Origin of the sequence: Streptomyces asoensis (genome assembly GCF_016860545.1) — a bacterium.
Lineage (GTDB): Bacteria > Actinomycetota > Actinomycetes > Streptomycetales > Streptomycetaceae > Streptomyces > Streptomyces asoensis.
This window is the reverse complement of record NZ_BNEB01000003.1, coordinates 829,067-849,362: the sequence shown is the minus strand read 5'-3', so window position 1 is coordinate 849,362 and position 20,296 is coordinate 829,067. Positions and strand designations below refer to the sequence as shown.

The 20,296-nt window shown below is 73.8% G+C and carries 20 protein-coding genes; 9 read left to right on the top strand and 11 right to left on the bottom strand.

Translation table 11 applies throughout. From position 1 onward, the window contains the following. Positions 1–230: 230 nt before the first annotated feature. Together Saso_RS16475 and Saso_RS16470 are read right to left on the bottom strand one after the other, a co-directional pair. On the bottom strand, positions 231–1,421 hold the full coding sequence (locus tag Saso_RS16475; protein ID WP_189921014.1) for a flavin-containing monooxygenase: 1,191 nt from the start codon (positions 1,419–1,421) through the stop codon (positions 231–233). A 292-nt stretch (positions 1,422–1,713) separates the two neighbouring features. After that, positions 1,714–3,360, bottom strand: coding sequence for a subtype B tannase (locus Saso_RS16470; protein WP_229901220.1), 1,647 nt, complete (start codon positions 3,358–3,360; stop codon positions 1,714–1,716). Positions 3,361–3,583: 223 nt separating this feature from the next. On the opposite strand from Saso_RS16470, the gene Saso_RS16465 reads away from it, so the two are divergent. Then, the gene (locus tag Saso_RS16465) at positions 3,584–3,994 is read left to right on the top strand and encodes a Zn-ribbon domain-containing OB-fold protein (protein ID WP_189921013.1); all 411 of its coding nucleotides are present in this window, start codon (positions 3,584–3,586) and stop codon (positions 3,992–3,994) included. 25 nt (positions 3,995–4,019) lie between these two features. Further along, on the top strand, positions 4,020–4,649 hold the full coding sequence (locus Saso_RS16460; RefSeq protein ID WP_189921011.1) for a GNAT family N-acetyltransferase: 630 nt from the start codon (positions 4,020–4,022) through the stop codon (positions 4,647–4,649). Positions 4,650–4,767: 118 nt separating this feature from the next. On the opposite strand, the gene Saso_RS16455 is transcribed toward Saso_RS16460, so the two are convergent. From Saso_RS16455 to Saso_RS16445, 3 genes are all read right to left on the bottom strand, one after another. Continuing rightward, positions 4,768–5,433 carry a pyridoxine/pyridoxamine 5'-phosphate oxidase gene (locus Saso_RS16455; RefSeq protein WP_189921009.1) on the bottom strand — a complete coding sequence of 222 codons (666 nt, stop codon included), beginning with the start codon at positions 5,431–5,433 and terminating at the stop codon, positions 4,768–4,770. 14 nt (positions 5,434–5,447) lie between these two features. Continuing rightward, on the bottom strand, positions 5,448–6,458 hold the full coding sequence (locus Saso_RS16450; RefSeq protein WP_189921007.1) for an expansin EXLX1 family cellulose-binding protein: 1,011 nt from the start codon (positions 6,456–6,458) through the stop codon (positions 5,448–5,450). Positions 6,459–6,725: 267 nt separating this feature from the next. Further along, a complete protein-coding gene (locus tag Saso_RS16445) occupies positions 6,726–7,925 on the bottom strand; it encodes a thiolase C-terminal domain-containing protein (protein WP_189921005.1) in 1,200 nt (399 codons plus the stop codon). Between the two features lie 113 nt (positions 7,926–8,038). Between Saso_RS16445 and Saso_RS16440 the strand changes: the two genes are divergently transcribed. Continuing rightward, positions 8,039–9,274, top strand: coding sequence for an acyl-CoA dehydrogenase family protein (locus Saso_RS16440; RefSeq protein ID WP_189921435.1), 1,236 nt, complete (start codon positions 8,039–8,041; stop codon positions 9,272–9,274). Beyond that, positions 9,271–9,744 (top strand): nitroreductase/quinone reductase family protein, encoded by a 474-nt coding sequence (locus tag Saso_RS16435; protein WP_189921003.1) that lies wholly within the window; start codon positions 9,271–9,273, stop codon positions 9,742–9,744. Before Saso_RS16440 ends, Saso_RS16435 begins: the two co-directional genes overlap by 4 nt. A gap of 43 nt (positions 9,745–9,787) precedes the next feature. On the opposite strand, the gene Saso_RS16430 is transcribed toward Saso_RS16435, so the two are convergent. Continuing rightward, complete coding sequence (locus tag Saso_RS16430; RefSeq protein WP_189921001.1) at positions 9,788–10,402, bottom strand: LysE family translocator; 615 nt, start codon at positions 10,400–10,402, stop codon at positions 9,788–9,790. Between the two features lie 82 nt (positions 10,403–10,484). Between Saso_RS16430 and Saso_RS16425 the strand changes: the two genes are divergently transcribed. Further along, positions 10,485–10,937 carry an Lrp/AsnC family transcriptional regulator gene (locus tag Saso_RS16425; protein WP_189920999.1) on the top strand — a complete coding sequence of 151 codons (453 nt, stop codon included), beginning with the start codon at positions 10,485–10,487 and terminating at the stop codon, positions 10,935–10,937. Positions 10,938–11,020: 83 nt separating this feature from the next. On the opposite strand, the gene Saso_RS16420 is transcribed toward Saso_RS16425, so the two are convergent. Then, positions 11,021–11,656: a TetR family transcriptional regulator gene (locus tag Saso_RS16420; RefSeq protein ID WP_189921433.1), complete on the bottom strand. Its 636-nt coding sequence runs from the start codon at positions 11,654–11,656 to the stop codon at positions 11,021–11,023. Between the two features lie 134 nt (positions 11,657–11,790). On the opposite strand from Saso_RS16420, the gene Saso_RS16415 reads away from it, so the two are divergent. From Saso_RS16415 to Saso_RS16405, 3 genes are all read left to right on the top strand, one after another. After that, positions 11,791–12,513, top strand: a complete 723-nt coding sequence (locus Saso_RS16415) for a VOC family protein (protein ID WP_189920998.1) — start codon at positions 11,791–11,793, stop codon at positions 12,511–12,513. 178 nt (positions 12,514–12,691) lie between these two features. Continuing rightward, positions 12,692–15,064: an outer membrane protein assembly factor BamB family protein gene (locus Saso_RS16410; RefSeq protein ID WP_189920996.1), complete on the top strand. Its 2,373-nt coding sequence runs from the start codon at positions 12,692–12,694 to the stop codon at positions 15,062–15,064. 203 nt (positions 15,065–15,267) lie between these two features. After that, a complete protein-coding gene (locus Saso_RS16405; RefSeq protein ID WP_189920994.1) occupies positions 15,268–15,771 on the top strand; it encodes a hypothetical protein in 504 nt (167 codons plus the stop codon). Between the two features lie 5 nt (positions 15,772–15,776). Here Saso_RS16405 and Saso_RS16400 read toward each other — a convergent pair whose 3' ends face one another. The 3 genes from Saso_RS16400 to Saso_RS16390 form a co-directional block, all read right to left on the bottom strand. Then, positions 15,777–16,550, bottom strand: a complete 774-nt coding sequence (locus tag Saso_RS16400) for an enoyl-CoA hydratase/isomerase family protein (protein WP_189920991.1) — start codon at positions 16,548–16,550, stop codon at positions 15,777–15,779. Beyond that, positions 16,547–16,963 carry a Zn-ribbon domain-containing OB-fold protein gene (locus tag Saso_RS16395; protein WP_189920989.1) on the bottom strand — a complete coding sequence of 139 codons (417 nt, stop codon included), beginning with the start codon at positions 16,961–16,963 and terminating at the stop codon, positions 16,547–16,549. The genes Saso_RS16400 and Saso_RS16395 overlap by 4 nt, the downstream gene beginning before the upstream one ends. Positions 16,964–17,047: 84 nt before the next feature. Next, on the bottom strand, positions 17,048–18,205 hold the full coding sequence (locus tag Saso_RS16390) for a lipid-transfer protein (protein ID WP_189920987.1): 1,158 nt from the start codon (positions 18,203–18,205) through the stop codon (positions 17,048–17,050). 106 nt (positions 18,206–18,311) lie between these two features. Here Saso_RS16390 and Saso_RS16385 point away from each other — a divergent pair, with 106 nt between their 5' ends. Further along, a complete protein-coding gene (locus Saso_RS16385; RefSeq protein WP_307822242.1) occupies positions 18,312–19,892 on the top strand; it encodes a FadD3 family acyl-CoA ligase in 1,581 nt (526 codons plus the stop codon). A gap of 87 nt (positions 19,893–19,979) precedes the next feature. Here the strand turns inward: Saso_RS16385 and Saso_RS16380 are convergent, their stop codons facing one another. Next, positions 19,980–20,186, bottom strand: coding sequence for a sigma-like protein (locus tag Saso_RS16380; RefSeq protein ID WP_189920985.1), 207 nt, complete (start codon positions 20,184–20,186; stop codon positions 19,980–19,982). Positions 20,187–20,296: the final 110 nt, after the last annotated feature.

Here is a 20,296-nt window from a genome sequence, read left to right as displayed (position 1 = left end):
TGCCACGTGCGTCCTCCGTCGAGCTTCGGGAGCGGGAGAGCGAGAGGTGCGGAACCAAAAGATGAACAGGGCTCACATTCTGGCTCCGCGACCGGGCACGGGACAACGCCCTCGTCGCTTTCGACACAGGTGTAACGGGCAGCGAAACAGCGGAAGTTGACGGCTCGCGGTGTGTTCCGGAGCCGGGTCGGCGGGGATGGGGGCAGGGGCGGTCCGGCAGGGCCCGCCGGTCAGCGCAGGTGGCGGCGGACGGCCTTGGCGATCTTCTGCGCGTCGATCGCCAGCTCGCGGAGCGTGCCGCTGATGGGGGTCGTGAAGCCGGTGAAGTAGAGGCCGGGGGCGTCCTTCGGGGCACGGGCGCCGTGCGCCACGGGTGCGCCGCGGTCGTCCAGCACCCCGAGGTGACCGACCAGGTCCTCCAGGGCGCGCGCGTACCCGGTGGCCGCGACGACGGCGTCCGGGGCGATCCGGGAGCCGTCGGCGAGGACGACCTTCCCGTCGTCCTCGAAGCCCTCCACGGCGGCCACGATCTCCACCCGGCCCCTGCGCACGGCGTCGATCAGGCCGACGTCCTGCACCGGGATGGCGCCCTGCCGGGCCCGGGTGTAGAGCCCGGTGCCGGGGCGCGGCAGCCCCTGCGCGGACAGGTCGGGGATGCTCGCCTTCGCCAGCACCCGGCAGATCCGGTCGACGAGGCCGACCGGGAGGCGGCGGACCAGGATGCCGCTGTACTGGGCGGGCCAGCCGGCGGTCGAGCGGCGCACCAGGTGCGGGACCGTGCGCACCGCGAGCCGCACCCGCCCGGCGCCGCTCTCCACCAGGTCGACGGCGATCTCCGCGCCGGTGTTGCCCACGCCGACGACGAGGACGTCCCGGCCCGCGTACTCCTTGCCGCTGCGGTAGCCGCAGGCGTGCGCCAGGTCGCCGGTGAACGTGTCCAGGCCGGGCCACCGCGGCAGGTGCGGGGTGTGGTTGTAGCCGGTGGCGACGACCACCGCGGAGCCGACGAGTTCGCGCCCTCCGGTGGCGTGCAGCACCCAGCCGGTGCCGTCCGCGGTGCGCTCGACGCGGGACACCTCGACGCCGGTGACGATCTCCAGCTCATGGACCTCGGCGTACTTCTCGAGGTAGCGCACCATGTCGTCGCGGGAGACCCACCGTCCGAACCTGCGCGGTATCGCGAGCCCGGGCAGCGCCGACCGCCGCCGGGTGGTGTGCAGATGCAGCCGGTCGTAGTGGCGCCGCCAGGACGCGCCCACCCCGTCGGCCTTCTCCACGACGACGGCACGTACGCCCTGGGCACGCAGCGCGTACGCGGTGGCGAGCCCGCCGGGTCCGCCGCCGATGACGTACACGGGGCGGTCGGCCGGGTTCGCGGTGGTGATCGCCTGGGGGGCCGGGCGCGGTGCGGAGTCTTCCATGAGCGCGAGCGTAATCACGCACACCGTTGATGGGTCTCGGTCAAGACCGGAATTGGTTGCGGATCGATCACGCGTGGGGGAAGAGCGGGTGGGACCGGTGACGTAGGCCACTCGGTCGTGGGCGCGCGGGGCGGACCGGTGCGGATCCGGTGGTGGACCGGCGGGAGGAGAGGCGACGCCCGGCCCAGGTGCGCTCGGGCCGGGCGTCGTGTGCGGACGGCGTCGATGTCTATGACGGGAAACCGGCGCCACCGCGTCCGGGGGCCTCCCGGGCGGGCCGGGAGGCGGGGGGCTACTTGCCGCCGGCCTTGCCCCGGCGGCCCGTGACCTCGGCGATCCACGCGATGAAGTCGCCCGGGTCGGTGTTGGCGCCGTGGCCCTGGTCCCAGTAGTAGAGGTGGTCGACCCGGTCGCCGAGGCCGTCCGCGGCGGCGGCGAGGTTGGCGGAGACGGTCAGCGAGGTGTCGGAGTCCTTGGTGCCCAGGCGGATCCACCAGTGCCTGCTGCGGCCCGCGTTGGGCTTGCCGGTGAGGAAGTGCATCGGGTTCATCAGCCGCAGCAGCTCGGGGATGTCGCCGTCGAGGCGCTTGGCGGTGAGCCCGGTGGTGTCGTTGTCGAGGCCGTACTGCGTGAAGTGGCGGGCCGCGGTCGTGCCCGTGCCGAACTCGTTGTTCTCGCCCGTCGACAGGTCGAAGGCGTCGAACGCCGGGGCGGTCTTCTTGCGGGCGCCGACATGGGTGAGGAAGTCGGCCCACGAGAAGGACGCCTTGCCGTTCTCCCAGGTGATGAAGGTGTTGGCGGCGAGGTACGTCGCGCGGGCGGTGTCGGAGAGGGCCGCGAGGTAGGTGGTGGCCGACGGCTCCAGGTACTGCCGGACCAGGTAGGCGTCGTAGTTGCGGGCGTTGAGCGGGCCGAAGCCGTTCAGGCCCTTCAGCTTCAGCCCGGCCTGGTACTGCGCGAACTGCGCCGTGAGCGCCTTCGACACCGCCGCGTCGACCTGCTTGCCGGTGGTGAGGGCGTTGGCCCCCCAGTTCCACTCGTAGGCGCCGTCGGCGTGCTCGAGGTCGGTGATCGGGCACCACGCGCCGGCCGCGAAGACGGCGTCGGAGGCGTCGGCCGCGCCGAGCTCCTCCAGGTACCGGTCGTAGAGGGGGCTGTCGCCGGAGGCGCCGAGCAGGGCGGACACGGCGCCGCCCGCGCTGGTGCCGGCGGACACGATCCGGTCGGTGTCGCCCGGGATGCGGCCCTTGTTGGCCCGGATGTACCGCACGGCGGCCTTGAGGTCGACGATCACGGTGGGCGCGACGCCGTAGTACTCACCGGCGGAGTTCACCAGGGTGCGGCCGCGGGCGCCGGGCTCGACGACGACGTAGCCGGCGCCCAGGGCCAGGTACTGGTTGGTGTTCAGGGCCCCGCCGTTGGCGTTGGTGTTGCCGTTGGCGCCGGGCGCGGAGGCCGAGGCGCTCGGCGCGGGCCCGGTGGAGGCGGTGCCGCCGCCCGCGCCGCCCCCGCCGCCGACGGGGCCGCCGGACGCGCCGACACCGGTGGCCTCCGTGACCGTGGACGGCATGTAGCCGCCGACGGTGTTCGCGAGCAGGATCGGCGCGTCGCTCGCGTCCACCGCCACGCCGTCGATCTCGACCGGCACGCTGACGTTCAGGCTCTGGTACTTCGCGTCGACCGGCTTGGCGACGTAGGTGATCGCCTTCCAGAAGTGGTACGTGACCTGGTGCTCGGTGCCGGCCGTGTCGGTGACGGTCGTCGTCAGCTCCGTGTAGCCGTCCGGGTCGAACACCAGGGAGCCGGAGGCGGACGACGGGGATGCCTGCGTACGGCCGGCCGCCCGGGCGCTCAGGGCGAGGCCGCCCGCCGCCGCGACGCCCGCGGTGGCGCCGAGTCCCAGGACGACCGACCTGCGCTTGACTGCCCTGTGCTTCACGATGCTGCCTCTCCAGGAGCCGGGTGGGGGAGGGTCACCGACGGGACGGTGACCGTGTGCTGTCCGGGCTTGCGAAGGCGAACGTAGGACGCGGCCGACAAAATCGTCAACAATCTGCCGGACATTCAGGGGGGACGCACAGCTTCACGGCCGGGTCACAGGATCTCCGCGCCGGGCGGGCGCGGGGTTCCCGGGAACAGCTGCCTGACGTACCGTCAGATCCATGGAACCGGGCAACCGTCACGACGTCCCCGAGGCCGACTCCTTCACGCGCGCGTACTGGGACGCGGCCGCCGCGGGCAGGCTGCTGATCCGGCGCTGCGGGGCCTGCGCGCGGGCCCACCACTACCCCAGGGAGTTCTGCCCGCACTGCTGGAGCGAGGACGTCACCTGGGAGGAGGCGAGCGGCCTGGCCACCCTGTACACGTGGTCCGTCGTCCACCGCAACGACCTGCCGCCCTTCGGGGAGCGCACCCCCTACGTCGCCGCGGTGGTGGACCTGGCGGAGGGGCCGCGGATGTCCACCGAGTTCGTGGGGGAGGGCGAGCCGGCCAGGGGAATGGAGCTGGCGGTGGCCTTCCGGGACGGGGTGCCGGTGTTCCGCGCGGTCAGGACGTCCCGGCCCGCGCCCTGAAAGAACGGCGGTGTTCAATGGCCGGATGACCGACATGCGCGAGCCCCGCCCGGCCCCCCTCGCCACCGGTCTCCACGGCCACGGACTGACCCTGCGGGCCTGGGACCCCGACTCCGCCGCCGACGTGGACGCCTGGCTGCGCGGGTACCTGGACCCGGAGTTCCGGCGCTGGAACACCCCCCTGCGGGCGATCACTGACACCGCGGGCGCCCGGGTGTCCCTGGAGGGCAGGCGCGAGGACGCGGCCGCGGGGCGCGCCGTGGCGTTCTGTGTCACGGACGCGGCCGACGGCACCGTGCTCGGCCAGGTCGGCGTCAACATGATCGACCGCGTGCTGAGCTTCGCCAGGGTGGGCTACTGGATCCTGCCCGAGGCGCGGGGCCGGCACGTCGCCACCCGCTCGCTGCTGCTCGCCTCCCGGTGGGCGTTCGACGAGGTGGGTCTGCACCGGCTGGAGCTGGGCCACGCGCTCGGCCACGACGCCTCCTGCCGGATCGCCGAGCGCTGCGGGTTCCGCTACGAGGGGACGCTGCGCGGGGCGATGTGGGAGGCGGACCGCCGTGACGCCTTCCGGGACGTCCACCTGCACGCCCGCCTCGCGACGGATCCGGAGCCGGCCCCCGACCCGCGGTGGTCCCGGGCGCGCCCGGACTAGGGGGCGGCGGACCCGGGCCGCATCCCGGGCTGACGGCGGACACCCCGCCGCCCGCCCCGGCCCGCGTCCACCGCCCCGCGTGCGCCGGCCTGCGCGCACCGCCCCGCTGCGCGGGACCTCAGGGCCAGAGCTGTTCCCTGGTCCAGTCGCCGTCCGCGCGGCTGTACCGCAGCCGTACGTGGCGGCGGGCGCCGTCCCCCTGGAAGAACTCCACCTCGTCCGGGCGCAGCCGGTACAGCGTCCAGGTCGCGGACCTGGCCGTCGGGTCGCGGCGGGCCTGCTCCCAGGAGGCCTCGGACACCCGCGCCAGCTCCTCGGCCGAGTCCAGGACCTCGCTCTGCCGCCCGGTCAGCGCGGCCGCCAGGGCGCCCGTCGAGCGGGCGTGCAGATCGGCCTGGGCCTCCTCGGAGGGCGCAGACGTGACCGGGCCGCGCACCCGGACCTGCCGGCCCAGGACCGGCCAGTAGAAGGTCAGGGCCGCGTACGGGCGGGCGGCGAGCTGGCGTCCCTTCCGGCTGGTGGCGTGCGTCGCGAAGGCCCAGCCGTCGGCGTCGGCGCCGTGCAGCATCACGACGCGGGCGTCCGGGAGGCCGTCCTCGCCGGCGGTGGCGAGGGTCATCGTGTGCGGCTCCCGCTCGCCCGCCGCCACCACCTCCGCGAACCAGCCGGTGAACAGGGACAGCGGGTCGGCGGGCGCCGAACCGGCGGTGAACGGCGGCAGCGCGGTCACCGCCGGGTCCCACACCCGCAGCGACCTCAGCAGTTCATGAAGATCCGTGGTCATGCGGCGAGTATGGGTCAGTGCCGGGCGAACTGGACCGTCGTCCCCTGGACCGCGTTCGCCCGGACGGCGATCCCCTCGACCGTGAGCCGCTCCCCGTAGATGTCGGTGAGCCGGATCGGGCCGCCGCAGCCGGCGCCCTGCTCGGAGAGGAAGTAGTTGTATCCGGTGCGGGCCAGCCGGGTCCAGCCCGCGCTCGTGCGGACCTCCAGCAGGGCCAGCGGGTTGCGGTGCCCGATCGCCTGGATCCCGCACCAGTACTGGGTGGAGCCGGTCTTGTAGCGGATCGAGACCGTGTCGGACGTGCTCGGGCTCAGCAGGCTCCAGGTGACCGGGATCCGGCCCGCCGAGAGGGCGGCGAGCCGGGCGAAGGCCTGCCTGCTGAGGTCGAGCTGACCCGCCTCGCAGGGCGCCGGGCACTCGTTGGTGATGCGGACCGTGACCGAGGCGCCGTTCCCGGCCCGCACGAGCACGTAGGCGCCGCACGCCTTGGCCGTCTCGTAGTCGGCGGTGTTCATCGCCGCCGTCATGACGTCCGAGGTCGGGCCGTACGAGCAGGCGCCGTCGCCGTCGCCGATGTCGTAGGAGGTGGCGACCCCCTGATAGGCCGTGCCGGGCCGGATCCGCCCGGCCGCCGGTGCCGGCCCGGACGCGGCCCGCGCGACGGGCGCGGCCCGACGGCCGCCGGGTGAAGCCGCCGCGGCGCCCGCGCCGGCGGCCGTGGTGGCCGTTTCGCGGGCCGTCGCGCCCGGGGACGCAGTGGAGGGCTTCGGCGAGGGCGAGAGCGACGGCGTCGCGGACGGCCCCGTGGTCGCGCTCGCCGCCGGCGAAGCGCTCGCTCCGGCCCCGGCGACGGGTGCGACCGCGGCCGCCCCGCCCTCGGCCCCGGTGCGGGCTCCGCCGTCCGGGCGGAAGGCCATGACCAGGGACACGACGAGGGCGACGGCCGCCACGGCGACCACCGTGACGACGGGGACGCGGCGGGAGCCCCGCTCGGGGCGGGACCGGCGGTGCGAAGAGGTTGCCACGGCGGGATCCTTCTGCGGTTCGGTGAGCACGTCCTGCGAAGCTGTCGACCGGTCAGTGGCCGCCGGAGCGGAAAAGGTTGCCGCCGTCGGCAGGGATCCGCCCGCGCCCGCCCACCTGTACGTACGGCGCGCCGCGTCCGTTCGCCGCGAGGCCCGGCGGGAAGCCCGCCCGCCGGGACGGCCCGCCCGGCCCGTAGAGGACGCCGCCGTCGGCGAGGCGGACGGAACCGCCGTCGGCAGGCCTTCCGCCCGAAGGGGCGGGACGGTTCACTCCCGTCCCAGCACCACCGTGCCCGAGGAGCAGAACCAGCCGCCGGTCCCGGAGGCGACGCCCAGGCGGGGCAGGTCCCCGTCCGCTCGGCGCACCTGTCGTGGTCCGGCCTCGCCCCGCAGCTGGCGCACCGCCTCCACCAGCAGGAACAGCCCGCGCATCCCGGGATGCTGGGCCGACAGGCCGCCGCCGTCCGTGTTCACGGGCAGCGCCCCCGACAGCGTCAGCCGCCCCTTCTCCACGAACGCGCCGCCCTCGCCCTTCGCACAGAAACCCAGGTCCTCCAGGGTCACCAGCGTCATGTAGGTGAAGGCGTCGTAGATCTGGGCGAAGTCCATCTCCCGCGGATCCAGCCCCGCCCGCGCGAACGCCAGCCTGCCGCTGACCGCCGCCGGGGAGACCGTGAAGTCGTCCCACCCGGACAGCGCCGCGTGCGAGACGTGCTCCCCCGTCCCGAGGATCCACACCGGCGCCGTACGGCAGTCCCGCGCGTACTCCTCGGCCGCGAGGAGCACCGCCGCGCCGCCGTCGGAGCGCAGACAGCAGTGCAGTCTGGTGAACGGGTCGGCGATCATCGGGCCGGACAGGACGTCGTCCACGGTCACCGGGTCGCGGAACACCGCCTCGGGGTTCAGGGCCGCGTTCGCCCGTGCCTGGACCGCCACCTCGGCGAGCTGCTCGATCGTCGTGCCGTACTGGAGCATGTGCCGGCGGGCGGCCATCGCGTACTTGGCGATCAGGGTGTGGCCGTAGGGGACCTCGAACTGGAGCGGGCCCCCGCCGCCGAAGGCGAAGGTGCCGGAGCGCCGGCCGGCCCGGATGTCCGCCCGGGGCGTGGCGCCGTACGCCAGCAGGACGGCGTTCGCGTGCCCGGCGGCGATCGCGTCGGCCGCGTGCGCCGCCATGACTTCCCAGGTCGCGCCGCCTACGGAGGTGGAGTCGACCCAGTCGGGCCGCAGACCCAGGTGGTCCGCCACCTCGACGGGGGCCAGGGTGCCGAGCCCGGCGGAGGCGAATCCGTCCACCCGCGACCGGTCGAGCCCGGCGTCCGCCAGGGCCCGTCGTGCCGCCTGGGCGTGCAGGGCGTAGGGGGTGACGTCGTCCACCCGCCCGCAGTCGGAGAGGGCGACGCCGACCACGGCCACTTTGCGGCGACCGGACGGGGACGCGGAAGCGGAGACGGACGCGGCTGCCATGGATCTGACGGTACATCAGATTCTGCCCCTCCGGACAGGTGCCGCCGCTCTGGGCATCCCGGCCCCCCCGCCCTAATATGACGGACCGTCAGATCAGGATGAGAGGGGTGGCCATGGACCCCGGCTTCACCGCCGAGCAGGACGGGATCCGCCGCACGTTGCGCGAACTGCTCCACAAACGCTGCGGCCCCGAGGAGCTCCGCGCCGCCCTGGACCTTCCCGGCGGCCACGACCGCACCCTGTGGACCGCCCTCGCCGAGCAGCTCGGGCTGCCCGGCCTCGCGCTCCCCGAGGAGTACGGCGGTGTCGGCTGCTCGCCCACCGACCTCGCCCTCGCCGCCGAGGAGAGCGGCCGGGCGCTCGCCCCCTCCCCGCTCCTCGCGACCTCGGTCCTCGCCGCGCCGCTGGTCCTCGCCCTCGGCACCGGCGCCCAGCGCTCCGCCCTGCTGCCCCGGATCTGCGACGGCGCCCTGACCGCCGCCCTCGCCGTCCCCGGCCCCGCCCTCGCCACCGCCCTCGCCCTCACCGGCCCGCCGGACGGCGACTGGGCCGGCGGAGGACGCGCGGGCGGGGTCCAGGCCCGGCGGGTCCAGGGTGACTGGCGGCTCTACGGGGAGGTGGTCCAGGTGCTCGACGGGCACAGCGCCGGTGTGCTGGTCGTGCCCGCGCACACCGGCGGGTACGTGCGGTCGCGCACCCTGCTGTTCCTCGTGGCGGGGGGTGCCACCGGACTCGTCAGGACCCGGCAGACCTCCCTGGACGCGACCCGTGCGCAGGCCCGGCTCCAGCTGCGGGACGTGCGGGCCGAGCTGCTCGGGGGCGGGGGCGGCAGTGACGGCGAGGAAGCGGACGTCCCGGCGGCACTCGCCCGCGTCGGCGAGTGCGCCGCGGCCTTCCTCGCCTGCGAGGCGGTCGGCGCCGGCGACCGCGCGCTGGAGCGGACCGTCGAGTACCTGGGGCAGCGGCGGCAGTTCGGGCGGCTGATCGGATCCTTCCAGGCGGTCCAGCACCGGCTGGCCGACGTCTACGTACGCCTTCAGGCGGCCCGCTCCGCCGCGTACTACGCCGCCTGGACGGCGGGCGGCCCGGGCGGCGGCGCCGATGCCCCGGACCGTCCCCGCGAGCGGGCCGGCGGGCTCGCGCTCGCCCAGGCGCTCCAGGCGCTGCGGTGCGCCGCCGCCGAGGGCATCCAGCTGCACGGCGGCATCGGCTTCACCTGGGAGCACGAGGCCCACCTGTACTTCAAGCGGGCCGCGGGCGACGAGCTGCTCTTCGGGCCCGTGCACCGGCTGCGGGCCCACGCGGCCGGGGAGGCCCGCCTCTTCGAGCGGACGGAGGTGCCGGCGTGATCGGTGTCCGGCTGGTGCAGAAGGTGTCCTCGACCCGGGCTTTCGCGAAGGTCGCGCCGCATGTGATCCCCGCTCTCGACCGGGCCGTCCACCGCCTCACCCGGGGGAAGGTACTGCTCAGCGCCCAGATGCTGCCGGGCGTGATCCTGACGTCCACCGGCGCCAGGAGCGGGCTGCCGCGCCGTGCGCCGCTGGCCTGCATGCCCGAGGAGGGCGGCGGCAGCTGGATCCTGGTCGGCTCCAACTTCGGCCGTACCGGTCATCCCGCCTGGACCGGCAACCTTCTCGCCCGGCCCGACGCCGAGATCAGCTGGAAGGGCCGGGACGTCCCGGTGACGGCCGTGCTGCTGACCGGGGAGGAGCGGGCGGCCGTCTGGAAGGCGCTGCTGGCGTTCTGGCCGCCGTACGCGACCTATCAGGACCGGGTGGAACGGCAGATCCGGCTGTTCCGGCTCACTCCCCGGAGCTGACGGGCACCGGGTTTGCGGGGTCGGCCGGGGCGCGCGGGAGAGGTCAGAACGCGTGCTGGAGCAGCAGGAAGGCGCCGATGCCCAGCATTGCCGCGCCGGACGTGCGGGAGACCGCGCGGGCCGCCGCCGGGCGGGCGCCCAGCAGCCTGCGGGCCAGGACGCCCACCGCCAGGTAGACGGCGGCGCAGCACGCCATGTGCAGCAGGCCGAGCACGGTCGTCTGCGCCGCCACGGGCAGCCGGTCGGCTCCCCGGTCCAGGAACTGCGGCAGGACCGAGAGGTAGAGCAGCAGCCCCTTGGGGTTCAGGCCGCTGATCGCCGCCCCGCGCAGGAACACCCGCGCGCCGCCCCCGGTGATCTCCTCGCCCGCGCCGGGTGTCCCCGGCCGCCGCAGCACCGCCCAGCCCAGCCACACCAGGTACGCGGCGCCCGCCACCGTCAGCCCGGTCAGCAGCGCCGGTGAGCCCGCGACCAGCACCGCCAGGCCCGCCGCGGCCAGCGCCGTGTGCAGGGCGTACCCGCTCACCAGGCCGCCGACCGCCGCGCCCACCGAACGGCCGCGCAGCCCGGCGGAGATCACGTACGCCCAGTCGGCGCCCGGCACGCAGACCAGCAGCAGGTCCACGGCGAGGAAAGAAATCAGCGTTCCCGAGTCCATACCGGGGACATTAGGCGCGTTGCGGCCGAAAGTGTTCCCGAAGTTTTCGCGATATGCGCCGATCCGGGGGAAGATCCACCCCATGGACGACATGGACCGGAAGATTCTTGCCGAGTTGCAGCAGGACGGGCGGCTGACCGTCACCGAGCTGGCCGCACGGGTGCGGCTGAGCGTCTCGCCCTGCCACCGGCGGCTGCGTGAGCTGGAGCGGTCCGGGGCGATCAGCGGCTACCGGGCGGTCGTCGAGCCGGCCGCCGTCGGGCTGAACTTCGAGGCACTGGTCTTCGTCTCGATGCGGCAGGAGGACCGGGACACGGTCGCCGGGTTCGAGCGGGCGGTGGGCGAGGTGGAGCACGTCCTGGACGCCCAGCGGCTCTTCGGGGAGCCCGACTACCTGCTGCGGGTGGCCACCGCCGACCTCGCGGCCTTCCAGCGGCTGTACGACGAGCGCCTCGCGACCCTGCCGGGGGTGCAGCGGCTGACGTCGACGCTGGTGATGAAGCACGTGGTGAAGGACCGTGCGCTGCCCGCGTGAGGCCGACAGCGCGGCAGGCGGCAGCTCACGGGTGAGCTGCCGCCTGACAGACAGGACTTGGCCGTAAGGGCACGGGGGCCGGGCTACTTCGTCGGCTTCTTGCCGGTGATGCCCAGGTGTACCAACAGTGCCAGGTTCGGCTTGAGTTCAGCCTGCTTGACGCCCCACGTCTGGAATCCCTTCTGGTGCGAGGCGACCGCCGCGAGCATCGCGACGAGCGCGCCGGCGACCGCGGCCGGGTTCACGTCCTTGTCGACCCGCCCCTTGGACTGCAACTCCGCGACCGCGTCCGACAGGGAGTTGTTCACCGAGTTGAGGATCTTCATGCGGAGTTTGTAGAAGCGCTTGTCCCCCTCCGCCGCGCCGAGGTCGACCACCCGCAGGATCGCGTCGTTCTTCCGCCAGAACTCCAGGAAGCCGTCGACGAGTTCCTGCGCCGTCTGCCAGCCCGCCTTGCCGACCCAGGACCGTCCGGCGACCAGACCGGTCAACTCGGCGCCCTCGGCTGCCATTTGCTCGGCGATCTCCAGTACCGCGCCCTCGACGTCCGGGAAGTACTGGTAGAAGGTCGCGGGCGAAGTGCCCGCCTTCCGGGCGACATCGATGACCTTGACGTCCCGGTAAGGAGAGGAGCTGAGCATCTCGCTGAGGCAGTCGAGCAGCTTCTGCCGCGTCGCCTGCCCGCGCCGACCGGCCACGCGGCCGTCGACGGTACGCACTTGTCCTGTCATGCCGTCAGCTTACCGAGGGGTGATCGGAGCGCTATTCGGCCGACTGCAAATGGGGTGCGTGGGGGTGCGGAGGCGGGTGTGCCTGGTCTGCGGCTTGCGTGAACCGCCGTTACGTTGGCTGCATGGCCGAAAACAGGGCATCGGTGTACGCAGAGGGCGTCCCCTGCTGGGTGGACGCCCAGCTTCCTGACGTGGACGCGGGCAAGCGGTTCTACGGTGAGCTCTTCGGGTGGGACTTCGAGGCGGCGTACGGCTCCTCCGTATGGGCCCGGCTGGCGGGGGCGCCGGTGGCGGCGCTGGCCCACAAGACGGACGGCCGGATGCCCACCGTGTGGACGGTGTACTTCGCGACCCCGGACGCGCAGACCACCGCCCGCCGTATCCAGCGGGCGGGCGGACAGGTGGTGATGGCGCCGCTGCCGGTGGACGGGGCGGGCACCGCGGCCCTGGCCGCCGATCCCGAGGGCGCGGTCTTCGGTCTGTGGCAGCCGGCCGGCCATCCCGGTTTCGGCGTACGGCACGAGCCCGGCGCCTTCGCCTGGGCGCAGCTCTACGCCCGCGACACCGAGGCCGCCAACACCTTCTACGGCCATCTCTTCCACGAGGCGCTGTTCGGGCCCGGCGCCGAGCCCGACTTCGGCCGGGCCCCGGTCGGGGACGTCTTCCCGGACGTCATGCCGCCGCACTTCCTCGTCCACTTCGGGGTGGCGGACTGCGAGAGCGCGCTCGGCTCGGTGAGCCGGCTCGGGGGCCGGGTGCAGGCGGGTCCGTTCACCGCGTCGTACGGAACTGTGGCCGTCGTCACGGACAATCAAGGGGCGTCGTTCGCGCTTCTCGAGCGCTGAGCAGGGCTTTATACGCGGATATGAGATGAGACACCCCGATTGCCCCCGGGTTCGCAACCGGCCGCCCGGCCAGGAAGAATCAGGGTGCGTGCCGCCATGGCGGTGCGGTGGGTGAGACGCTGCACGGGGCCGTGTACACAAGTGGGTGACGCGGTTCGTACGGGGAGGTGGCAGGCAAGTGGTGGATCAGCTGACGCAGCACGATCCGCGGCGGATCGGGCCGTTCGAGGTGCTGGGACGGCTGGGTGCCGGCGGCATGGGGCTGGTCTACCTGGCCCGCTCGGCCTCGGGTCGGCGCGTGGCGATCAAGACGGTCCGGACCGAGCTCGCCGAGGACCAGCTCTTCCGGGTGCGTTTCACGCGCGAGGTGGAGGCGGCCCGCGCGGTCTCCGGCTTCTACACGGCCGCCGTCGTCGACGCCGATCCCCGTGCCGCCGTGCCCTGGCTGGCCACCGCCTACGTGCCCGCGCCCTCCCTCGAGGAAATAGTGAACGACTGCGGGCCCATGCCGGCCCAGGCCGTGCGCTGGCTCGCGGCGGGTGTCGCCGAGGCGCTCCAGTCGATCCACGGCGCCGGGCTGGTCCACCGTGACCTGAAGCCGTCCAACGTGCTCGTCGTCGAGGACGGGCCCCGGGTGATCGACTTCGGTATCGCCTCCGGTGTTTCGAACACCCGTCTGACGATGACCAACGTGGCCGTCGGCACTCCCGCCTACATGTCCCCCGAGCAGGCCAAGGACTCACGCAGCGTGACCGGCGCGAGCGACGTCTTCTCGCTCGGCTCGATGCTCGTCTTCGCCGCCACCGGCCATCCCCCCTTCCACGGCGCCAACCCGGTCGAGACGGTCTTCATGCTGCTGCGCGAGGGCCCGGACCTGGAGGGTCTGCCCGACGAGCTGCGCCCGCTCATCGAGTCCTGTATGCAGATGGAGGCCACGGCCCGCCCGAACCCGGCCGACCTCCAGGCCCAGCTCGCCCCCCACCTCTTCGGCTCCGGCTCCGACGACAGCGGAACGGCGTCGGCCTGGCTGCCCGAGAAGGCGGTCACCCTCATCGAGACCCGCCGCGGCGGCCGCCCGGCGAAACCGGCTCCGCCGAGCCCCCGCAGCGGCGGCGGTGGCGTGGGCATGGCCCGTCCCGCCGTACCGGCCGTTCCGCCCCCGCCGTCGCACGCCCCCGTGGTGCTCACCCGGCCGGCCCCGATCGCCGTCGGCGCCCCCGACACCGGTCCGGTCCGGCTGGCGGGCGCGGCCGTGCCGATCGGGCCCGGCCCGCGCGTCGCCGACGTCCGCGCCACGGCCGCCGTGAAGGCGCCGGTGGCCGAGCCCGGCCTGGTCGCCAGCTGGTCCCGCCCGACCCCCGGCGTCAACGGCGCCGACACCGCCCTGCCGGCCACCCAGAGCGGCCCCCCGGACACCCCGGCGGGCTGGCGGCCCTGGCGTTTTCGCATGTCGAACGATGTGTGGGGTACGCCGTCCGTTGCCGGGGACCTCGTCTACGTCACCTCCTTCGAGGTGCACGCCCTGGACGTGGCCACCGGCCGGCGCCGCTTCAAGACGCGGGACGTGGCCTGGTCGATGGCGGTCGCGGACGGCCGGGTGCACGCCTCCGACGGCCCCACCCTGTTCGCCCTGGACGCCCGCGAGGGCGCCGACCTGTGGCGGCTGTCCACGGACGCCTGGGTCTACGCGCTGAAGGCGGACCGGGGCACGGTCGTCACCGCCACGCGCGGCGGCGGCGTCCAGGCCTGGGAGGCCTCGACCGGGCAGAAGCTGTGGGAGATCAGCGGCTGCCAGACCGACTTCGAGTCCCCGGAGGCCGGACCCGCCCTGCACGAGGGCACGGTCTTCGTGTGGCAGGACGCCCGGCTCAGAGCCCTGGACGCCCGCACGGGCGAGGAGCGCTGGTCGTACCCGATCGGCGACACGGCCTCCTGCGGCGGCGTCCCGGTCCGTGTCACCCCCGCCTCCGACGGCTACGTCTACCTCGCCGCCGGCACCCGGGTCCTCGCCGTCGACATCGCGAGCGGCATGGTGCGCTGGCACTTCGAGGCGCCGGCGGTGTTCCTGTCCCCGCCGGCCTTCGTCCCCGGCCCCGCGGTGACCGGCGGTGGCGTCTACCTCGCCGACTACCTCGGCACCGTGTACGCCATCGACGCCACCGACGGGCGCGACCGCTGGCGCATCGCCACGGAGGCCCGCTCCTCCGTCGACCCGGTGCTGGTGGCGGCCGGGCATGTGCACGTGGGCAGCGGCAAGGGGCTCTACACCCTGGACGCGGTCACCGGCACGCCGAAGTGGCGCTTCCAGGCGGGTGGCGACATCGTGGGCGCCCCGGCGGTCGCCGAGGGGCGTATCCACTTCGGTTCGACGGACCACCTGCTGTACACGCTGAAGGCCGACGACGGCAGGCTGCGCTGGAAGCTGGCGACCGGCGGCGAGATCACCGGCTCCCCGCTGGTCCGCGACGGTGTGGTGTACGCGTCCAGCAAGGACCGCTGTGTCTACGCGCTGGACGCGGAGAAGGGCACGGGCACGGCGAGAACGGCCTGATCCGTGCCGCCGATCCGGCGGCCGTGCGGCTGACGGCCCGGGACGGCCGTCGTGCCGGGTGCACGGAAGGGAGCCGGACGGCGGCCGTCACCGCAGACGCTACGCCGGGGACCGGCCGGTCGCCACGCGGTGACATGGTCGTGACAGGTCGTGCCTAGGGTGTCGGTATGGATCGACGGGGGCACACACTCAAATTCACGGCCGTGACCGTGTTCGTCGCGCTGGCGCTGACCGGTTTCTCGACGAGCAGGGGCCACGGCAGCCGTCACAGCGGTGGCGGAGGCGGGTGCAGCAGCTCGGGCCAGGACCACGACAGCTCGTCGTCGTCGGGTTCGACGTCCGGCGGCTCGTCGGGGAGCACCTACCACGACTACGACGACGATGACGACGTGACGGGGGGCACCTCCGGCGGCGGCTCCTCGAGCACGTCCACCACGCGGCGGGACGCCTCGGTGGAGCTGATCACCTGCGCGACGCCGGGCGAGGCGTACGCCACGGTGGAGGTCACCAATCCCGGCCCGGCCGGCGCCTACTTCACCGTCACGGTCGACTTCCTCGACGCCGGTTCCCGCACGGTGGAGCGGCGGAGCACGGACGAATACGTCGGCGGCAACGACACGGCGACCGTACAGGTGGCCCTCTCCGGCCCGGCCGCCGCGGCGAAGGCCGACCACTGCGACCCCGAGCCCTACGCCCCGGCCACCTGAACGGCTCAGCGCACGCGGGGCCGGGCGGCCGATCGGGTGGTGAACAGCCGGGTCTGCTCCTCGCTCGGCAGGTTGCCCAGGGAGATGAGGTGCGGGGCCTGGGCGAAGCCCATCGTGCGGGCCGCCTCCTTCGCCGACCACAGCGCCCGCACGGTGCCCTGGACACCGGCCGGGGGATACCCGGCGATCACGGTGGCGCAGGCGACGGCGGCGGACAGGGCCGCGCCGGTGTCGGTGAGCTCGGAGACGAACCCGACCTCGTGGGCGCGGCGCGCGGAGATCCGTTCCGCCGTGCCCATCAGCATCAGCCGCGCGGCCTCCCCGTACGGCATCCGCTGCGCCAGCAGCACCGACTCGTAGGCGCTGACCATCCCGTAGGCGGTGTGCGGGTCGAAGAACACGGCGTCGGCGCCGGCCACGATGAACTCGCACTCCCCGAGGAGGTAGAAGGCGCCCCCGCACGCCATCCCCTCCACGGCGGCGACGACCGGCTTCCACAGGTCGTTCGCCTTCGGCCCGACGGTGAGCAGCGGATCGTCCTGCATGAAGGGGGACCCGGGCTGCGGCACGACGGCGTCCCGGTCGAGGCCGGTGCTGAACGCCCGCTGTCCGGACCCGGTGAGGACGACGGCCCGCACGTCGTCGTCGAAGCGCAACTGCCGCCAGGTGTCCTTCAGGTCACGCACCGTCTCCAGGTCGATGGCGTTGAGCCGGGCCGGCCGGTCGAGGGTGACGACGGCGACGCCGGTGTCCTTGTCGGTGCCGAGGCCTACGCTCACGGCCGCTCCAGGACCCACTGCACGAGCCCGTCGCCGGTGAACACGGCCCGCACGCGCGCGCCGATCCGGATCCGGTCGGGGGGAAAGGAGTCCAGGGCCGCGCCCGGCGCGCTCACCAGGTTGCCGACCAGCCGGATGCGGGGCGCCTCGGCGAGCTCGACGAGGATCACGTTGTAAGGGGCCAGCGCCGCGTAGTCGGGGAGCAGGGGCGGGTGCGGGACGACCCAGGACCAGATCCGGCCCTGCCCCGACATCAGCCGCCACTCGGAGGCGAAGGACCGGCAGTGCGGGCAGCACGGGCGGGGCGGGAAGCGGGGTTCGCCGCACGCGCCGCAGGCCTGGACGCGGAGTTCGCCCCGGGCGGCGTAGCGCCAGAAGGGCGCGCCGTCGGAGTCGGTGACGGGAGTGAGCATCGCGGATCGGCTCCTCGCTCTCGGGCTGTGGTCTCTTCGCGCGGTCTCTTCGTGCGGTCTCTTCGGGCCCCGGTGCCGGGGCTTTCAGTTCCTGAGCAGCAGGGCGGAGGTGGGGACACCCTCACCGGCGGTGACCAGGCAGGTCGCGGCGCCCGGTACCTGGGCGGTGCTGGTCCCGCGCAGCTGCTTCACGCCCTCGTTGATCAGGTTGAAGCCATGGACGTAGGCCTCGCTGAGGCCGCCGCCGCCGGTGTTCAGGGGCAGCCGTCCGCCGGTCTCCAGGGCGCCGCCCTCGGTGAACGCGCCTCCCTCGCCCCGGGCGCAGAACCCGTACCCCTCCAGGGACAGCGGCACCAGCGGCGTGAAGGCGTCGTAGATCTGCGCGACGTCGACATCGGGCGGTGTGAAGTCGGCGTGCTTCCACAGGTGCCGGGCGGCCGTCCAGGCGGGCCCGGTCAGCGGGTCGTCGTTCCAGTAGTTGACCATGCCGTGGTGCTGGGCCGGCAGACCCTGCGCGGCGGAGTGGACGTAGACGGGCCTGCGGCGGCAGTCCCGGGCCCGCTCGGCGCTCACCACCACGCACGCCAGCGCCCCGTCCGTCTCCAGGCAGTTGTCGTACAGGCACAGGGGTTCGCTGATCCACCGGGACGACATGTACATCTCGCGGGTGAGGGGGCGTTCGTACATCACGGCGGCGGGGTTCTGGTTGGCTCGGTTGCGGCAGGCGAGGGCGACGTTGAACAGGTGGTCGCGGGTCGCGCCGTACTCGTGGAGCCAGCGGCGGGCGAGCATGGCTATCTCGTCGGCGGGCCGCAGCAGTCCGAACGGCCGGGTCCACTGGGCCGGAGTGGGCAGCTGTACGGCCGTGTTGGTCCAGGGGCGCGGCCCCGAGCCCCGCTTGCGCGACCGCCAGGCGACGCCCACAGTGGCCTGCCCGCAGGCGATGGCGGAGGCGAGGTGGGCGACGGTGGCGCAGGAACCGCCGCCACCGAAACCGATCTTGCTGAAGAACGTCAGGTCCCCGAAGCCGACCGCCTTGGCGAGCTCGACCTCGTCCGTCTCCTCCATGGTGTAGGAGGCGAGGGCGTCGACCTCGCCGGGGGCGATCCCGGCGTCGTCGAGGGCGGCGATCACGGCCCGGCAGGCGAGGGTCCGTTCGTCCTCGGGGAGGTGTCTGGCGAAGGGCGTCTGGCCGATGCCGACGATGGCGGTGGCGTCCTTGAGTCCGGTCCCTGCGGGCATGCTGCACGCACCTCCACACGGCGACTGCGCTGCTGACAGTGCGTCAGGTTACCGCTAATCTGACGGGTAGTCAGCTACTGGGATGACTGCCGGTGGGGAGCTGGTCATGCGCGGTGACATGGAGTGGGGGACGATCCCCGGTCTGGTCCGACGGTCGGCCGAGCGGTACGCGGCGACCGAGGCCGTGGTGGAGGGCCGCACCCGGATCTCGTACGCGGAACTGGGCGCCCGGGTCGAACGCGCCACGGCGGCCTGTCTGGGGCACGGGGTCCGGGCCGGCGACCGCGTGGCGATCTGGGCCCCCAACTCGCTGGACTGGATGGTCGCGGCCCTGGGCGCGGTCGGGGCGGGAGCGGTGCTCGTCCCCCTGAACACCCGCTTCAAGGGCGCCGAGGCGGCGGACGTCCTGCGCCGCAGCGGGGCCCGGCTGCTCTTCGTCACCGGCACGTTCCTGGGGACGTCGTACGTGGCGTCGCTGCGGCGGGCGGCGGCCCGGGGCGCCGGGACCGGCCCGCTGCCGGGGCTCCCCGCGCTGGAGCGGGTCGTGGTGCTCTCCGACGACGCCCCGGCGGACTTCCGCACCTGGAAGGAGTTCCTGGCGGGCGGCGACGGCGTCGGGGCCGCGCAGGTTCGGGCACGGGAGGACGAGGTGGCGGGGGAGTGGCCCTCGGACATCGTCTTCACCTCGGGCACGACGGGCCGGCCCAAGGGCGCGGTGATCACCCACGCGCAGACCCTGCGGGCGTACGAGGTGTGGTCCGACCTCGCGGGCCTGCGAAAGGGCGACCGCTATCTGATCGTGAACCCCTTCTTCCACACCTTCGGCTACAAGGCGGGCGTGATCGCCTGTCTGATGCGGGGCGCGACGATGATCCCCCAGCCGGTGTTCAACGTGGACACGGTCCTCGCGAACGTGGCGTCGGAACGGGTGTCGGTGCTGCCCGGGCCGCCGACGCTGCACCAGTCGCTGCTGGACCACGCGGCACGGGACAAGCACGACCTGTCGGCCCTGCGGCTGGTGGTGACCGGCGCGGCGGTCGTGCCGCTGCGGCTCGTCGAGCGGCTGCGGGGCGAACTGGGCGTGGAGACCGTCCTGACGGCGTACGGCCTCTCGGAGGCCAGCGGCGTCGTCACGATGTGCCGGCGCGGGGACGACCCGTCGGTCATCGCCTCGACGTCGGGACGGGCGATCCCCGGCACCGAGGTGCGGGTGGACGCGGAGCCGGGCGAACCCGGGGAGATCCTGGTCCGGGGCTTCAACGTCATGCGCGGCTACTACGAGGACGAGGCGGCCACCGCACGGGCGCTCACCCCGGACGGCTGGCTGCGCACGGGTGACGTGGGTGTCCTGGACGCCGCCGGCAACCTGCGGATCACCGACCGGCTGAAGGACATGTTCATCGTCGGCGGCTTCAACGCCTACCCGGCGGAGATAGAGCAGCGCCTGGGCCTGCACCCGGACGTGGCCGACGTGGCGGTGATCGGCGTCCCCGATCCCCGGCTGGGAGAGGTGGGCAAGGCGTACGTGGTGCGCAGGCCGGGCGCGCTGTCCACGGCCGACGACCTGATCGCCTGGGCCCGCCGCGAGATGGCCAACTACAAGGTGCCCAGGGCCGTGGAGTTCGTGACGGAACTCCCGCGCAACGCGAGCGGCAAGGTGGTGAAGGGCGCACTCCGGTCCCGCTGACCGGGCGGCCCCGGACGCAGCACGGCCGCGGCGGCTCCCCTCGTGCCGCCGCGGCCGGTCCCCGCGGGAGTGGTGCAGGTGCTGTGCCTACTTGCCGCCGCCCAGGCCCAGCGCGGGCGGGGCCGGCGAGTGGTTCTCCAGCGTGGTGATCTCGTCGTCGGCGGGAGCGGCCGGCGTGGTGGACGTGGCCGGCGTCGTGGGCCCCTGCGTCACCGTGTCCTTGAGGACCGGCGGTACGGGCGAGTGGTTCTCCAGCGTGGTGATGTCCGGCGACTGCTTCTCGGTGCTGCTCATGTTCACGCTTCCCCTGTGATGGTGTTCAAGTGAATGAGACGCCTCTGACCGGCGATTCCCCCGAGTATCGCCGGACAGAGGCGTGAACCGGAGCCCACCCCCATGGACTC

Bases quoted from the DNA above. Each gene is read 5' to 3' on its own strand.
- Saso_RS16475 (WP_189921014.1), bottom strand. From the start codon at position 1,421: ATGGAAGACTCCGCACCGCGCCCGGCCCCCCAGGCGATCACCACCGCG.
- Saso_RS16465 (WP_189921013.1), top strand. From the start codon at position 3,584: ATGGAACCGGGCAACCGTCACGACGTCCCCGAGGCCGACTCCTTCACG.
- Saso_RS16460 (WP_189921011.1), top strand. From the start codon at position 4,020: ATGACCGACATGCGCGAGCCCCGCCCGGCCCCCCTCGCCACCGGTCTC.
- Saso_RS16455 (WP_189921009.1), bottom strand. From the start codon at position 5,433: ATGACCACGGATCTTCATGAACTGCTGAGGTCGCTGCGGGTGTGGGAC.
- Saso_RS16445 (WP_189921005.1), bottom strand. From the start codon at position 7,925: ATGGCAGCCGCGTCCGTCTCCGCTTCCGCGTCCCCGTCCGGTCGCCGC.
- Saso_RS16440 (WP_189921435.1), top strand. From the start codon at position 8,039: ATGGACCCCGGCTTCACCGCCGAGCAGGACGGGATCCGCCGCACGTTG.
- Saso_RS16430 (WP_189921001.1), bottom strand. From the start codon at position 10,402: ATGGACTCGGGAACGCTGATTTCTTTCCTCGCCGTGGACCTGCTGCTG.
- Saso_RS16425 (WP_189920999.1), top strand. From the start codon at position 10,485: ATGGACGACATGGACCGGAAGATTCTTGCCGAGTTGCAGCAGGACGGG.
- Saso_RS16415 (WP_189920998.1), top strand. From the start codon at position 11,791: ATGGCCGAAAACAGGGCATCGGTGTACGCAGAGGGCGTCCCCTGCTGG.
- Saso_RS16395 (WP_189920989.1), bottom strand. From the start codon at position 16,963: ATGCTCACTCCCGTCACCGACTCCGACGGCGCGCCCTTCTGGCGCTAC.
- Saso_RS16390 (WP_189920987.1), bottom strand. From the start codon at position 18,205: ATGCCCGCAGGGACCGGACTCAAGGACGCCACCGCCATCGTCGGCATC.
- Saso_RS16385 (WP_307822242.1), top strand. From the start codon at position 18,312: ATGCGCGGTGACATGGAGTGGGGGACGATCCCCGGTCTGGTCCGACGG.
- Saso_RS16380 (WP_189920985.1), bottom strand. From the start codon at position 20,186: ATGAGCAGCACCGAGAAGCAGTCGCCGGACATCACCACGCTGGAGAAC.